Source organism: Anaeropeptidivorans aminofermentans, assembly GCF_940670685.1.
GTDB lineage: Bacteria > Bacillota > Clostridia > Lachnospirales > UBA5962 > Anaeropeptidivorans > Anaeropeptidivorans aminofermentans.
Map to the genome: position 1 here is coordinate 2210336 of NZ_OW711693.1, position 14387 is coordinate 2224722.

Sequence of the window (14387 nt, forward strand, 5' to 3'; positions counted from 1 at the left end):
CACTTCGGAGGATTTCATATGGATAAACTAATGACAGATTATCTCACCGACGAAAAAGTCCTTATTTCCAGCGAAAGAGCCTTGCGCCCTCATCATTATAAAGGGGCATTTACTACAGCAGAAAACCATGATGACTGTCCTTTTTGCCCAGATAATAAAAATAAAACCCCAGGCGATATACTTTTTTCAGACGATATGGAGATAAGAGTAATCCCAAATAAATACCCTGCAATAAAGCCGCCCACCGGCTATCACGATGTCATAATAGACACTAAAAAGCATGATGAAAAGCTCTATGAATTTACTCCTAAACACATGAATAAGCTCTTTTCTATTATGCAGAAAAGGGCAAAAGAGCTTTATGCCATGGAGCATATTAAATATATACAAATTTTTAAAAATGACGGAATAAGCTCCGGTGCTTCCATTACCCATTCCCATTGGCAGATTATAGCAATGGACTTTATTCCCTACAGGCAGGAAACAATCCACAGTAATTTTGAAAAATACTTTTCAGACCATAATTTAAGATATATGGACTATGTATATTCCCTTAAGGATTACATCATATACGAAAACGAAAATGCCTTTGTCTTCTGTCCTGAGGCTTCACCCTATGGCTATTATACAAACATCGCTTTTAAAAACAGCCATAATCCTTTTGAGGGTCTGAATGAAAAAGAGCTTTACAGCCTTTCCGATGCTCTTTTAAAAACAATGAAGGCTTATAATAAAACTTTTGGTGATTTATCTTATAATATTATGTTTCAAATGGCTCCCAAAGGAAAATACAATGCCTCTTCCTTTTATATGGGCATAGTTCCAAGATTAGGTACATTTGCAGGCTTTGAACTTGCCACCGGGTGCTACATAAATCATACTCCGCCTTTAGAGGGAGCGGAGAAATTAAGGGGGGCTATATGATTAAAGTATGTATACTGGCCGGAGGAAGCTCTTATGAAAGAGAAGTTTCCTTAAGCTCTGCAGAAGAAATTTACAGCAATTTAAACCACAATAAATATACTGCCGAAATTTTAGAAATACCCAAGGAAACCTCTACAGTCTGGATAAAGAAACTTTTAGATTCTCCGCCGGATATTGTAGTAAGCGCCCTTCACGGCGGCCTGGGAGAAGACGGTTCTGTTCAGGGGCTTATGGAATGCATGGGCATAAAATACGTAGGAAGTAAAGTCCTTGCAAGTGCCCTATGTTTAGATAAATATATTTCAAAAACAATCATGCGGGCAAATCATATTCCTGTTTTAGACGATGTGCTTATAAAAAATAGCAGTGATTTGAATATCTCAAAAGACATCATAAACGATATGGGTTATCCCCTTGTTGTAAAGCCAAATATCGGCGGTTCAAGCGTAGGAATCTCCATCGTTAAGGATTTTTCGGAACTTGAAAATGCCGTAAATGAAGTTTTTCTCCTAAAGGACCATGCCCTTATAGAAAAATTTGTTTCGGGAACAGAGGTTACCTGCGGAATAATCGAAAATGAAAGCGGGCTTCAGGTTCTTCCCGTTCTGGACATAAAAACTGCAAGAAATTTCTATGATTATAACGCCAAATATAAAGACGACAATACGTCTATTAGCTTTTCTTCTCTTCCTAAGTTTTTACAGGCAATGATTCATGAAATTTCAAAAAAAGTATTTCTCCTTCTTAACTGCCAAGGCTATGGCAGAGTGGATATGATCGTTCGTGAGGAGCAGATTATCGTCCTTGAAATGAATACCCTTCCCGGGCTTACGTCTCACAGCCTGATTCCAAAAGCGGCATCTATGGAATCGGGTGGATTCAGTAAATTTTTAGATGCGCTTATCGAATTTGAAATGAAAAAATAAAAATATTGAAAAATCAGCATGAGTCATTCTTTCTATTTATAGTAAATTTATTATGATTCAAGCATAAGATTTGTAATCTTAAATACTTGTTTTTTCTGTATTATAAAAGGGCCTTTATCTAAAGGCCCTTTATTTTTTATAAAAATTTTATTATAGCTTGTCCAATTAATTACTTAAGAACTCTTGCGGCAGTAACATATGTACGTATGTAATAATCTTCATTGAGGCTGCTTATGGTTACGCCCCATGTCCTTTTTGAGCTTGAAGAATGAATAAAATTGCCGTTATCCATATAAATGCCTACGTGGGATATTCCGCCGTCATTTACGCCGGTAGTATCAAAAAATACCAAATCCCCTGCTTGAAGCTGGTCTTTACTGATTTGAGTTCCATTTCTTACCATGTCTCTTGAGCTTCTATTTAAGCTTATGCCGAAATTTTTAAATACGCTGTATACAAATCCTGAGCAATCTACTCCTGAATTTAAATTTGTACCTGCCCAAACATAGGGTGTTCCTAAAAATTGCTTTCCAAATTCTATCATCTGATTTCCGAGAGAATTTTCTCTTACAGGCTTTTCACCATATCCGATTGCTATAAATTCTTTGCTTAAATAAGCAGTAGTTCCGCCGAAGGAAACCTTTGCCCATTCCTGCATGGAATCATCAATTACATCTACTGCATCTCCGTTTTGTAAAACACCTAAAACCTCTGCGTCAACGGAAGGTTCATTCCTTAATTTAAGCCCTGTATTTGAAGTTACAACGGCGTATTTATTTTGCTGGGTTTCATTGGTTTCATTAGATACAGCCGCTGCAGCAGGAACTGCAGATGTTTCCATTTCGTCAATAAGCTCGCCTTCTATATATTGCCTGCTTATGTAGCCTTCATCACCAAAATAATCGACTTTTAACCATTCGCCTAAATTATCAATAACATCAAATTGGCAGCCTGCAGCAGCCTTTCCATAAATATCTGCATCTGTATCAGGGGAAATTCTGATGTTTACGTTTTCACCTGTTACGGTGCCCTTTGTTCTTAAAATATCTACAAATTCTTCAGATACGAATAATTTTGCGTCATCAATATTTATTATGTAGAAGTTCCCTGTTTTGCCTTCTATGTTAATTGTCTGGCCTTTATTATATTTAGTGATTACCTCTGAATCAGCAGAAGCTTCTGAACGGATATTTACGTTATTGCCATTGATATTTCCTACAGTAAGTGCCGAAGCGGAACTAAACCCAAGGATAACAAAAATTCCCGAAAAAGCAGTTAATTTTGCAATATTTTTAAGGAAGCCCATAATTTCCTCCTGAATTTTAATTTATTACGTAATTATTACAAAATTATTATATTAATTCCAACAAGCTTTGTCAAGGCTTTTTTAATTTCTTTAAAATATATTACTATATGACATTATATGCCATAAAACCTTTGTTCTGGCGGTGTTGCAAGGTTTTGGAATGTTATTTTCTTGTAGAAATTTCCAAAAAGTAAACCTGCTTTTATGGGCAGAAGCAGGTTTTTGTTTTTAAATATTTAATAAGTTTTTAATTATTATTGTCTTCATAATAAGGGAAAATATGCTTTACTCAAAATCTTTTTAATGCAGATAATAATTGTGTATGGTAAACGAATTTTAAATAAAAAATGCTTTAGAAGAAAGCTTTCATGTTTTTTTCTGAGTATTTCTTATGAAGCTATATTTATGGCTGTAATAAAATTCGTTTGCTGTAAAGCAAAAATGGGGGTGGTTTTATTGAAAAAATCAAAGTTTTTATTTGCAGCCGTCTTTGCGATACTTTTATTTTCCGGCTGCACCGGTTCCGATAAAACCGAGCTGGGATTTAAATATTTTGATCCAAGCAATTATTCGGTAAAAGCCTCTGTTCCCGACAGCAATAAGGAATACGAGGTTTTATCGACCTTTACAACAAAATTTAACAACAGCAACGACGGAAGGCTTAATAATATTAAGCTTTCTTCCGTCGCTATAGACGGTACCGTATTAAATCCGGGGGAAGAATTTTCATTTAATGACACCGTAGGCATGGCTTCCAAAGAAAGAGGCTATGAAAAGGCCACAATTTTTTTTAAAGGTGAAAAAATAAAGGAATACGGCGGCGGCATCTGCCAAGTAAGCTCTACATTATATAACGCGGCTATAGAAGCAGGTCTTGAAATAACAGAGAGGCATCCGCATTCAATGAAAGTCCATTATGTAGGTGAAGATAGAGATGCAGCCACAAGCTATGGCTCTAAGGACCTTAAATTTAAAAATAATTTAGATTTTCCTATCAAAATAAACACCTATGTAGGAGAAGGAACTTTCACGGCTGAAATTATAAAAGCTTCATAGATGGTTTTTAGAAAGTCAATTTGCTTTTATTTTGAAACAAATATTGGATTAAAATGAGAAACGAGTAAAAAAGTAAGATAACAATGCTATTATTCAAATGATTATTCTGCATTCAAATAACACTTTAAATTGCCGTTATCTTGTTCTCTGGAGCCGTGTATTTTCATAATAACAAATTACCGGAGGCTTGTAAAAGCCTCCGGTTTGTCTATAAAAATTTAATGTTCAGAGTCTCCACAGCTATGCTCTTTGCAGGAAGCTCCATCGTTTTTATCATGATGATGTTCTCCATGGTTTGTACAGGCGGCTTCAGGATCATATTTAAGGCTCCCTTTAAGCAAATCTTCTACCGCCTCATCGGCATTTCCTGATACTCCGCCATAAAAAGTTATTCCGGCCTCTGAAAGTGCTCTTTTTGCCCCAGCTCCTATTCCACCGCATATTAATTCTTCTACTTCAAGCTTTTTAAGAATATCTGCCAAAGCTCCATGCCCGCTTCCATTGGTATTTACAACAGTTGCTAATGTTACTTTTCCATTTTCAATATCATATATCTTAAATCTTTCTGTATGACCGAAATGCTGAAAAATTTCACCCTTTTCATAAGTCGTGGCAATTCTCATTTTAATTTACCTTCCTTTCAAGCATATTCATCATATCATCAAGCCAGCCCCCCTCGAAAAGCTCTATCATACCTTTATCTGAGGCGGCAGAAAGTCTTGGGTCTATAGGTATCCGTGCTTTATTTTCAATGGAAAACCTTTTAGATATTTCTTCTATTTTACTTTCTCCAAAAATATTGTACTGCTTACCGCAATCAGGGCAAACAAAATAGCTCATATTTTCTACAAGCCCTAAAACAGGTATGTTCATTATTCTTGCCATATTTAAAGCTTTTTCTGCAATCATGCCTACAAGCTCCTGAGGGGACATAACAATGATGATTCCGTCAACGGGTATAGACTGAAATACGGTAAGCGGAACGTCTCCCGTACCCGGCGGCATATCTATAAACATATAATCGATATCCCCCCATACTACGTCTGTCCAGAATTGTTTTACCATTCCGCCTATAATAGGCCCTCTCCATACCACAGGGTCCGTTTCCCTTTCTGTAAGAAGGTTCAAGGACATTACAGAAATACCGGTTTTTGTTTTTATGGGATAAAAGCAGGATTCGTTGCCGTAAACTTTATCATGAAGGCCGAATAACTTGGGGATGGAAGGCCCTGTAATATCTGCGTCGAGTATGGCAGTAGCATAACCTTCCCTGCTTGAAAGCACAGCAAGTAAAGACGTTACTAAAGATTTTCCTACGCCTCCCTTTCCGCTTACGATACCTATGACTTTTTTAATATTGCTAAGTTCATGAGGCTTTTCAATAAAATCACTCTTGGGATTTCTGCGTTCGGCGCATTCGCTGCCGCATGAGGAACAATCCCTTGTACAGTTTTCACTCATTAAATTCATCTCCTGAATAGCATTTTCTTCTGTGGCAGTGTCTGCAGCCACAGCCGCATTTTTCCCCACAGTAGAGAATATAATCTCCGCCGCTTATTGTAAGCTCTTTCCCTTTAACAAGACATTCTGCAAGCTTTTTACGGGCACTGTTATAAATGCTCTGAACCGTTGTCCGGGCAACGTCTATTTTTTCAGCACATTCTTCCTGATTCAACCCTTCAAGATCTATCAGCCTTATGGTTTCAAACTCGTCAAGTGTCATCAGGATTTGCTCCTTACCCTCTGTCTTTAAATCGAGAGGCCCAAAGCTACAACTACTCGGCAAACAACATACACGCCTCCTTTTCTTTGGCCTTGGCATAATATCCCCCCTCTGAAATTCATTACCAATATATGTCATAAATCAAGTCAAATATATCACTATATCTGACATATGTCAATAACCTCATAAAAATAAAATCTGCCTAAGCATAAAAAGTCATCGCTTCAGTGCAGATTTTTTTATTTTAAAAATAAACCGGTTGAAGTCAACCTCTGTTTTCATTATGAATACAATTATCTATGGCTATAACAAGAGCAGCAAAAAAGGCATAATCCGCCTCATCGGGGATATAAAGCTCATAAGAATCTCCAAAGCTTAACCATTTCTTTGAAACAGAACCGAAAAGCCTTCCGTCTTTTATGATATCAAAATCCATTCCGAATAAATCGCCTTCAATCCGATAGCTTCCATATACGCTTTCTATACTTATGTTTTTATTAAAGAAGGAGAACTCCTGTATCACATTTGCTAAAAGGTTATCGCCGGAATAAATTTCATATTCTGCAAGAAAAAGCTTAAGCTTCTGCTTTATATAATAAATTTCATTTCCAGAAGCATCTAAAATATGTATTCTGGCTCCTATTGTAAAGATCTCGCTTTCAACCTGCAACACGGCCTCATCGTTTTCATTGTAAACATCATATTTATCTCCTATGGAAAAAACCCTTTGGTTTATATAAAGTTTCATCTATGACCTCCTTATAGCATTTTTATAAAAACGCAGAACCATAATGTCCTGCGTTTTAGCGTTTATACTTAAATTGTTACGAAGCACTATGGTTATCAATTACTTTTACTTTATTTTAAGCCTTTTTGAGCCAAATATCCATAGTAAAATAAAAGTAAATTCTATATGATAAAAAAGCACACTCCCAGAGAACAGGGCAAATGAGTTAAAAGGCGCCTTGTCTTAGGGAGTGATACTCAAGATTTATGAAATAAATCTAAATTTCATTAAATTACATATTTATCTATTAAATTGTTGAGAACCGCATTTTGGCTTGAAAGCTCTTCCGTAGCGGCAGCAAGCTCTTCAGACATGGCGGCGTTATTCTGAGATACGTCAACAATATTATTTATGCTGTTTCTTATAATTTCAACACCGGACACCTGTTTTTCAGAAACCTCGGCTACTTTTTCAACAATATCCGTAACCTTATCTATATCATTTGCAATTATATTAAAGGACTGGCTTGTCTGCCCTGCAAATTTAACGCTTTCCTGTATCTTTTTAAGGGAGTTTTCTATAAGCCCTGTAGTTTCATCGGCAGATTCTTTGCTTTTTACGGAAAGATTTCTAACCTCCTCCGCAACCACTGTAAATCCCTTGCCGTATTGCCCTGCCCTGGATGCTTCAACGGCAGCATTCAGCGCAAGAAGATTTGTTTGGAAGGCGATATCGTTTAATGTTTTCATAATTTCATTCATTTTCTTTGAGTAAGTTTCGACTTCTGTTACGGCGTCAAGCAGAAGACCCATTCTTCTTCCGCCTTCCTTGGCATGAAACTGGCTTTCAGCAACAAGCTTCGTCGCTTCTCTTGTGCTTTCCGTATTGTTTATGATGCTTTCATCCATACTGGATATGGCCTCAGCAAGGCTATTAATTGACTGTATCTGTGTATCTGCCCCCATGGAAAGCTGGGCTGCGGACTCGGATACCTGGTTATTTCCCGAAAGCATATGATGAGAAGAATCTCTCATAGTAGAAAGCATTTCGCTCATTCCGTTTACCATGTCGTTTATGGAGATTCTTATGGCTTCAAAATCACCTAAATATTCTCTTGTTATGGTATTGCTGTAATTATAATTGTGAGCCATTTCATTCAAAAGGCCGGAAATTTCCGATATATAAGAGGAAATTTCTTTTGACATATTATTTGCCGCATACTTCATATCATCGAAAACTCCGCTGTACTCGGTTTCAATATAAGAATCCAGCTTGCCCTTAGCCATATTGTTAAGGCTAATCATAAGATCGTCAACCGGCTTCTGGAAGCCTTCCATAAGATTATTAAGGCCTTCAAGAAGATGTTTCCAATCCCCTTTATTATCCGCAATATCGGCCCTTACGGAAAGATCCCCTTCGCTTGCACTTTCAATTAAATAATTTATTTGAGAAGATATGTTTTTAAGCCTTCCTCTAAGCTCATCAATAATCTTATTGGCGGCCCCTCTGTAACCGGAGAACTGCCTTATCTCAGCGTTAAAATCTCCGGCACTGATAGACCTTAACCCTCTTAAAAGCTCTTTATTATCGGTAATATATGCCCCAAGCATTTCATTGACACCGATTGCTACCTCTTTAAACATACCTTCATATTCGTCTATATTCATAAAGGCATTAGTATTTCCGGCTTTATGCTCCTCAGCAATTGCCTTAAGCTCAGATGTTAATTTCATCAGTATTTCCGAAAGCTTAAAGGCGCTTTCTTTAAGCCCTATAAATTCTTTGGTGCCGACCTTCATGTTTCTTATATTATCCATAAGATCAGGCTCACCGGCAGAAAACTTCTGAATTTGATTATCAATTCGTTCCAAAGGAACAGTAAACACATCTGTAAACTTTGAAAAAATAAATACAAAGAAAAATCCCAAAGCAATTATTACAACAGCTAAAGCTATAAATATATTGCTTCCCATTTCTCTTGTAACGCTTACTCTGGCTTCTATATCATCAATATAGTCTCCTGTGCTTATGTACCAGCCTAAAGGCTCAAATTTCTGTGTGTATGCCCTCTTTGCATAGGCAACGTCTCCGCTGTCTATTTTGGGAAAGCTGTATTCTGAAAATCCCTCTCCCGAATCACCGGCTTTAATAATTTCCTGAATATAATAAACACCGTTTGCATCTTGATTGTTAATCCTTTCCTGCCCAGTGTTTTCTGTAACAGGATGCGCAACACATACACCCTCTGAATCATCTATCCATAAATATCCGTTGCCATCGTTAAACCGCATGGATATAATCTCATTTTTTATGGCTTCTTTCATTTGATTTTCGGATATTTGCCCGTTTTGATACTGTGCATAATTATATTCAGCTATACTCATTGCAATTTGAGAGCTATTGATAAGCCCTTTGTCATAATTCTCCAAAGCCGACTTTTCTGTTTCTGAAACAAGCCGTCTTATCATCACCAAGGATAGAACCAACTGAGAAACAATTAAAAGAATAACTATCCCTGAAGTAAGGCCTCGTATTTTACTCTTTACAGACTTAATTTTTGATAATTTTCTCATTATCCTGTTCGCCTCTTTTGTATGAATTTTTGTTTATCTTTAAAATGTCTTTCCAAATATAGCCATCAGGAGTATATGGCTCTATTAATATATTCGGAATTTCAGAGCGTTTTAAATAGATAAAACTGCCAACATCATAAAGTATATCAATAAAGCATATCTTATGCAAATTAAAGTAAATATCTTTACAACAAAATGTATAGGGCTTTTAGATAAAGTCATTCTAATTTTTTATATTGCTAAAATACCCAGGAAATATTAATTAATTTATATGATAAAATGTTTAATTTTCTCCTTTTATATAAGTCCTTTTGCATAAATTATTTAAGCATATGAATGACCGCTCCTGCATGTTTTAAAAAAGCAAATTTAGTTTATTCCGCCTTTTATGGGAAATACCTATTCATTTGCTCATTTTAAAACATGTTTAAGAGCGGTCCTCCATAATATATTTTCATATTCGTCATCTAATAGTGCTAGCACATGAAAAGCATATACAGCCCGCAAATCATAAGAGCTGCCGCTACTACATAAGCCAAAGCCCCGAATATAAGCACAAGAAACATACCAAATCCTATTGAAAAAAGTATCGTACCCCATAATCTTTTACACATGCCCTCACTCCTTGCCTATACTAAAGGAAAACTTATGAACTTAAAAGCAAAAGGATTGTTTTTAAGTTTAATCAGTATATAGTAAAATAGCTTTAAGGCAGGAACAAAAACCTATTTTTCATAAACGGCTTAATATAATAGAAAAGCTTATATTAAGCCCTTCAAAATATACGCTTTTTGTTACTGTAATTAAACCATTTTACTATAACCATAAGAAACAAGTTCTTATTTCAGTATATTGAAAGCTTGGGAATTGTTGCATGTATATAAAGCAAAGATAAAAATTATACAAGCAGAAAATTGTAAAGTGTTTTCAAATGAGTGTCTCTTTACCGTTAACAAGTATTTTGCACTTTTATTAACTATTTACTATTAAACTTTAGTTATATCAAGCCTTCCTGTATAATTTTTATAAGTTCTGATATGGTTATCAGCTGGACATTGTTTTCTTCAAAATAGGGCATGGTATTTTTTATTGCCGAGGCTGTGGCCTTCCCGCCTTCCTGCCCAACGTGGCCTATGGCTACGGCATAGCCTTTTTTCATGGCTATATTAGCGGCCTTTTTAAGATTTTTCTCTATTTTGGAAACATCTTTTGTTCCATCAAGGAATATGTCTCTTTGCAGTACCGTAATACCCATTTCCTCTCCTATATCTCTGGCCTTGGACTTATTGGTGGTTCCTGAATCAACAAATACAAGATTCTTTTCCTTTGCAACTTCAAGCACTGCCCTTAAAAGTTTCTCATCTTCCATTACCTTAGACCCCATATGGTTATTGATGCCTACGCAGTAGCGTATTTCATCAAGTCCAAAATGGACTACTTCCTTTGCTTCGTCTTCCGTAGATTGAGATAATATGGCTTTATCGGGAAGCCATGACCTTTTTCCGTTTACAGGCTCCATGGGAAGATGCAGTATAACGTCTTTATTATTTTCATAAAGCTGCTTTCCCTCTTCGTAAGAATGGGGCATAGATGGCATAACTGCTCCTGTAAAGGGAGCGTCCATATACATAAATTCCTTTGTTCCGTCGGTATCGTTTCCAAAATCGTCAATAATGATTGCAAGATAAGTAGTTTTCATTGGTTCGCTTGATACGGTCACAGCTTTTATTTCAGAAAAAAAACCGAAATATAAAATTATAAACGCAAATATAAATGTAAAGAAACCGTTTATAGCTTTAGGCCCGTTAAACACAAATATTTTCATATATCCACCGCCTTAATTATATATACTTATAGTATAGTAAATTTCATATAAAGAAGCAGCAAAAACCTATTCCCATCAGGCCCAAAAACACGGATTTCCTTTGGAAACGGTACATTTTTGAGCCTTCGTGAATATACGGCTTTGCTGCTGTTTAACTTTAAATTTACTATAAATTTAAAAAGCCGTCCATAATATATATTAAGGACGGCTTTTTCCATATTCCATTATTCATAAAAAGACAGTGCAAAATTTTATAAATCCATTATTTCCATCTTTTCTATAGCCTCGTCTATCATAGGTTCAAGATCTTCTAAAATGTTTCTTTCAATGCTTTCTATGATATTCGCTTTGGGTTTTGTTTCCGGGTGTTTGGCAACAAAAATTGTGCAGCAGTCTTCATAGGGCCTTATGGAAATATCAAATGTTCCGATTTGCTGGGCTATATCTACAATTTCCTGCTTGTCAAAGCCTGCAAGAGGCCTTAATATGGGAAGGGTTACGGCTGATTCCATGGCTCTGATGCTCCTTAAGGTCTGGGATGCAACCTGCCCTACGCTGTCGCCGGTTACAATGGCATAGCCGCCTATTTTGAGGGCTATTTTTTCGCCGATTCTAAGCATAATCCTTTTTAGAAGCAACGTAAGCTTTTCCGGCGGCACATGGTCGTATAAATAAAGCTGTATATCCGTAAAAGGGATGATATTAAGCCTTTTTCCTCCCGTAAAATGAGAAAGCCTTTTGGCAAGGTCTACAACCTTTTCCTTGGCTCTTTCGGAGGTATAAGGAGGAGAATGAAAATATACCCCTTCCAAATCAACACCTCTTTTTTCCATAAGGTATCCGGCTACAGGGCTGTCGATTCCCCCGGAAAGCAGAAGAACGCCCTTTCCTGACGACCCTTGGGGAAGGCCCCCTACCCCTTTGATAATTTTGGAATATACATATACGGAGTTTCTGATTTCTATATGTATTTTCATCTGGGGCTTATGAAGATCAACCTTTAAAAAAGGATATTTTTCAATCAGCTTTTCCCCCATTAATATGGAAACGTCATTGGAGAGAAGAGGGAATTTCTTATCTGCCCTTTTCGTTTCCACCTTAAAGGTAATTTCTTTATTTAAATCACCGTAGTTTTCCTCAAAATAGTCAAAAACCATTTTCTCTACTGATTCTATGGTCTTTTCTTCCCCAACAATACAGGGGCAAAGACCAATGATGCCGAAAATACAGCTTATTCTTTCGATGGCCTTTTCCATATCAATGTCTCCGGCTTTATTAAACACAAAGAACCGGCCGTTTTCTTTATTGATATAATAATCGCCTAAATCGTCGATATTTTTTCTAATGGCCTTAATAAGCTGATTTTCAAATATATATCTGTTTTTTCCTCTGATGGCGATTTCACCGTATTTTACTAAAAGACCTCTTTTCATAGATACCTCTGTCCTATTTATTTCTTCACATATCGTCTAAGTATGTTCACATGCTTGCAAATGGCTTCCTTGCAATATTCCGATTCTTCCAAAGTATTATATTTGGAGAAGCTAAAGCGTACGGCAGAAGAATGCCTTTCCTTGCCATAGCCAAGCTTTGCTATAACATTTTTGCTTTCTTTTGAATTGCTTGCACAGGCCGATCCGGAAGACACATATATCCCGTCTTCTGCAAGGGCATGAAGAAGCACTTCGGCTTTTACGTTTAAAAAGCTTAAATTTAATATATAAGGGCTTGTATTTTCAAGGCTGCCGTTTACATAAACATCTTGTAAACTATTTTTTATTTCAAGAAGGCTGTTTTTAATTTTCAAAACATGAGCATAATTTTCGTCCATTTTCTCGAAGGCTTCTTTTGCGCCTTCGGCAAGGGCTATGATAGAATTCAAATTTTCAGTGCCCGAAACAAGGCCTTTCTGCTGGCCTCCGCCGAATATAATAGGCTTTAGCCTTACTTTATGATTTACATATAAGGCCCCTACACCCTTCATGGAATGAATTTTATGGCCGCTTACAGAAAGCATGTCCACATTTTCAAGGCTTAGAGGGATTTTTCCAAACCCCTGAACGCCGTCTACATGGAAATAAGCATTGGTTTTTTTCTTGATGAGTTTGCCGATTTCATTTATATTGTTTATGCTTCCGATTTCATTATTTACATGCATAATGCTTACTAATGCCGTATCTTCCGTAAGGGCATTTTCAAGGTCGTTAAAATTTAACTTCCCCTCTTCATCGGGAGAAAGATAGATAACTTCCGCACCCTTTTCTTCAAGAACTTTAAAGCTTTCCAAAACGGCAGGGTGTTCTATGGCAGTGGTAATATATCTATTGTGGGTTCTCTTTCTGGCTTCATAAGTTCCTAATATAGCTATATTATTGCTTTGAGTGCCGTTGGCAGTAAAATATAGATTTTCATAATTAATTTTAAGCCTTCCGCTGATTTCCTCGGCAGAAGCCCGCAGCCTTTTTTCCGACTCAAAGCCAAGCTTATGGTAAGATGAAGGATTTGCGTAAGATTCTTCTAAAGACTGCATCAGTGCCTCTTTTACCTCCGGGGATACCTTGGTGGTAGAGGCGTTGTCAAAATATACTTCTTTCATTATAATTCTCCCAGTTCATACATGATGGCGGAAAGTACTGCAAGCCCCGCCGTTTCCGTCCGTAATATTCTTTTTCCAAGGCTTACAGGGATAATTTCATGTTCTCTTGCAAGCTCGACTTCCTTTTCGGAAAATCCCCCTTCAGGCCCTATAAAATAAGACATGCTTTCTCCTGAAAATCCTCTTATGATATTGGAAAGCAATTTTTCTTCTTCCAGCTCATAGGGTATGAAGCTTAATCGTTCTTTAGAAGCTTCTGAAACCGCTTCTTTAAAGGTCATCACCTGAGCTATTTCAGGCACGATTCCTCTGCCGGACTGTTTTGAGGCGGATTCTGCGATTTTCTGCCATCGGGATATTTTCTTATCTTCTTTTCCTTTTAAGCTTACGATAGCTCTTTCAGTATCCACAGGAACGATTCTATAGATGCCAAGCTCTACAGCCTTCTGTATAATTAACTCCATTTTATCCTGTTTTGGGATTCCCTGATATAAAGTTATTTTTACCTCCGGTTCCGAAACACTCTTATTTTTTGAAATAAGCTCAAGACTTATACTGTTTTTTGAAATATCTTTTATCCTGCATTTATAATCAAAGCCCTTGCTGTCACAGAGGGTCAAAAGCTCTCCTTCTTTCATTCTAAGGACATTGACTATATGCTTTATATCGTCTGGAAAGGGTGTAAAGCTTCCGTCCTCTACGCTTTCCGAAGAAATGAAAAATCGCGGCAT

14 protein-coding genes are annotated in these 14387 nt (G+C 36.8%); 3 read left to right on the plus strand and 11 right to left on the minus strand.

What is annotated here, in order from left to right:
* Window positions 1–18 precede the first annotated feature (18 nt).
* Window positions 19–924: a galactose-1-phosphate uridylyltransferase gene (locus tag NBX03_RS09265; RefSeq protein ID WP_250227499.1), complete on the plus strand. Its 906-nt coding sequence runs from the start codon at window positions 19–21 to the stop codon at window positions 922–924.
* The gene (locus tag NBX03_RS09270; RefSeq protein ID WP_250227500.1) at window positions 921–1850 is read left to right on the plus strand and encodes a D-alanine--D-alanine ligase family protein; all 930 of its coding nucleotides are present in this window, start codon (window positions 921–923) and stop codon (window positions 1848–1850) included. The genes NBX03_RS09265 and NBX03_RS09270 overlap by 4 nt, the downstream gene beginning before the upstream one ends.
* A gap of 169 nt (window positions 1851–2019) precedes the next feature.
* Here NBX03_RS09270 and NBX03_RS09275 read toward each other — a convergent pair whose 3' ends face one another.
* The gene (locus NBX03_RS09275) at window positions 2020–3156 is read right to left on the minus strand and encodes a C40 family peptidase (RefSeq protein WP_250227501.1); all 1137 of its coding nucleotides are present in this window, start codon (window positions 3154–3156) and stop codon (window positions 2020–2022) included.
* Between the two features lie 456 nt (window positions 3157–3612).
* Between NBX03_RS09275 and NBX03_RS09280 the strand changes: the two genes are divergently transcribed.
* A complete protein-coding gene (locus NBX03_RS09280; RefSeq protein WP_250227502.1) occupies window positions 3613–4212 on the plus strand; it encodes a VanW family protein in 600 nt (199 codons plus the stop codon).
* Window positions 4213–4430: 218 nt separating this feature from the next.
* On the opposite strand, the gene NBX03_RS09285 is transcribed toward NBX03_RS09280, so the two are convergent.
* From NBX03_RS09285 to NBX03_RS09330, 10 genes are all read right to left on the minus strand, one after another.
* A complete protein-coding gene (locus NBX03_RS09285) occupies window positions 4431–4835 on the minus strand; it encodes a NifB/NifX family molybdenum-iron cluster-binding protein (RefSeq protein WP_250227503.1) in 405 nt (134 codons plus the stop codon).
* A gap of 1 nt (window position 4836) precedes the next feature.
* Complete coding sequence (locus NBX03_RS09290) at window positions 4837–5673, minus strand: Mrp/NBP35 family ATP-binding protein (RefSeq protein ID WP_250227504.1); 837 nt, start codon at window positions 5671–5673, stop codon at window positions 4837–4839.
* The gene (locus NBX03_RS09295; RefSeq protein ID WP_250227505.1) at window positions 5666–6034 is read right to left on the minus strand and encodes a DUF134 domain-containing protein; all 369 of its coding nucleotides are present in this window, start codon (window positions 6032–6034) and stop codon (window positions 5666–5668) included. The genes NBX03_RS09290 and NBX03_RS09295 overlap by 8 nt, the downstream gene beginning before the upstream one ends.
* 166 nt (window positions 6035–6200) lie before the next feature.
* Window positions 6201–6683, minus strand: a complete 483-nt coding sequence (locus NBX03_RS09300) for an LURP-one-related/scramblase family protein (protein ID WP_250227506.1) — start codon at window positions 6681–6683, stop codon at window positions 6201–6203.
* Window positions 6684–6949: 266 nt separating this feature from the next.
* Window positions 6950–9235, minus strand: coding sequence for a methyl-accepting chemotaxis protein (locus NBX03_RS09305; protein WP_250227507.1), 2286 nt, complete (start codon window positions 9233–9235; stop codon window positions 6950–6952).
* Window positions 9236–9711: 476 nt separating this feature from the next.
* Window positions 9712–9849: a hypothetical protein gene (locus NBX03_RS09310; RefSeq protein WP_250227508.1), complete on the minus strand. Its 138-nt coding sequence runs from the start codon at window positions 9847–9849 to the stop codon at window positions 9712–9714.
* Window positions 9850–10232: 383 nt separating this feature from the next.
* Window positions 10233–11060 (minus strand): divergent polysaccharide deacetylase family protein, encoded by an 828-nt coding sequence (locus NBX03_RS09315; protein WP_250227509.1) that lies wholly within the window; start codon window positions 11058–11060, stop codon window positions 10233–10235.
* Between the two features lie 251 nt (window positions 11061–11311).
* Window positions 11312–12493, minus strand: coding sequence for a tRNA uracil 4-sulfurtransferase ThiI (gene thiI / locus NBX03_RS09320; RefSeq protein ID WP_250227510.1), 1182 nt, complete (start codon window positions 12491–12493; stop codon window positions 11312–11314).
* Between the two features lie 17 nt (window positions 12494–12510).
* Window positions 12511–13656, minus strand: a complete 1146-nt coding sequence (locus NBX03_RS09325; RefSeq protein ID WP_250227511.1) for a cysteine desulfurase family protein — start codon at window positions 13654–13656, stop codon at window positions 12511–12513.
* Window positions 13656–14387 carry a 16S rRNA (uracil(1498)-N(3))-methyltransferase gene (locus NBX03_RS09330; RefSeq protein ID WP_250227512.1) on the minus strand — a complete coding sequence of 244 codons (732 nt, stop codon included), beginning with the start codon at window positions 14385–14387 and terminating at the stop codon, window positions 13656–13658. Before NBX03_RS09330 ends, NBX03_RS09325 begins: the two co-directional genes overlap by 1 nt.

What these genes read in the sequence shown, in the direction of transcription:
- thiI (WP_250227510.1), bottom strand. Translation starts at nt 12,493, where the DNA reads ATGAAAAGAGGTCTTTTAGTAAAATACGGTGAAATCGCCATCAGAGGA.
- NBX03_RS09290 (WP_250227504.1), bottom strand. Translation starts at nt 5,673, where the DNA reads ATGAGTGAAAACTGTACAAGGGATTGTTCCTCATGCGGCAGCGAATGC.
- NBX03_RS09315 (WP_250227509.1), bottom strand. Translation starts at nt 11,060, where the DNA reads ATGAAAATATTTGTGTTTAACGGGCCTAAAGCTATAAACGGTTTCTTT.
- NBX03_RS09300 (WP_250227506.1), bottom strand. Translation starts at nt 6,683, where the DNA reads ATGAAACTTTATATAAACCAAAGGGTTTTTTCCATAGGAGATAAATAT.
- NBX03_RS09305 (WP_250227507.1), bottom strand. Translation starts at nt 9,235, where the DNA reads ATGAGAAAATTATCAAAAATTAAGTCTGTAAAGAGTAAAATACGAGGC.
- NBX03_RS09310 (WP_250227508.1), bottom strand. Translation starts at nt 9,849, where the DNA reads ATGTGTAAAAGATTATGGGGTACGATACTTTTTTCAATAGGATTTGGT.
- NBX03_RS09275 (WP_250227501.1), bottom strand. Translation starts at nt 3,156, where the DNA reads ATGGGCTTCCTTAAAAATATTGCAAAATTAACTGCTTTTTCGGGAATT.
- NBX03_RS09265 (WP_250227499.1), top strand. Translation starts at nt 19, where the DNA reads ATGGATAAACTAATGACAGATTATCTCACCGACGAAAAAGTCCTTATT.
- NBX03_RS09285 (WP_250227503.1), bottom strand. Translation starts at nt 4,835, where the DNA reads ATGAGAATTGCCACGACTTATGAAAAGGGTGAAATTTTTCAGCATTTC.
- NBX03_RS09295 (WP_250227505.1), bottom strand. Translation starts at nt 6,034, where the DNA reads ATGCCAAGGCCAAAGAAAAGGAGGCGTGTATGTTGTTTGCCGAGTAGT.
- NBX03_RS09270 (WP_250227500.1), top strand. Translation starts at nt 921, where the DNA reads ATGATTAAAGTATGTATACTGGCCGGAGGAAGCTCTTATGAAAGAGAA.
- NBX03_RS09325 (WP_250227511.1), bottom strand. Translation starts at nt 13,656, where the DNA reads ATGAAAGAAGTATATTTTGACAACGCCTCTACCACCAAGGTATCCCCG.
- NBX03_RS09330 (WP_250227512.1), bottom strand. Translation starts at nt 14,387, where the DNA reads ATGCCGCGATTTTTCATTTCTTCGGAAAGCGTAGAGGACGGAAGCTTT.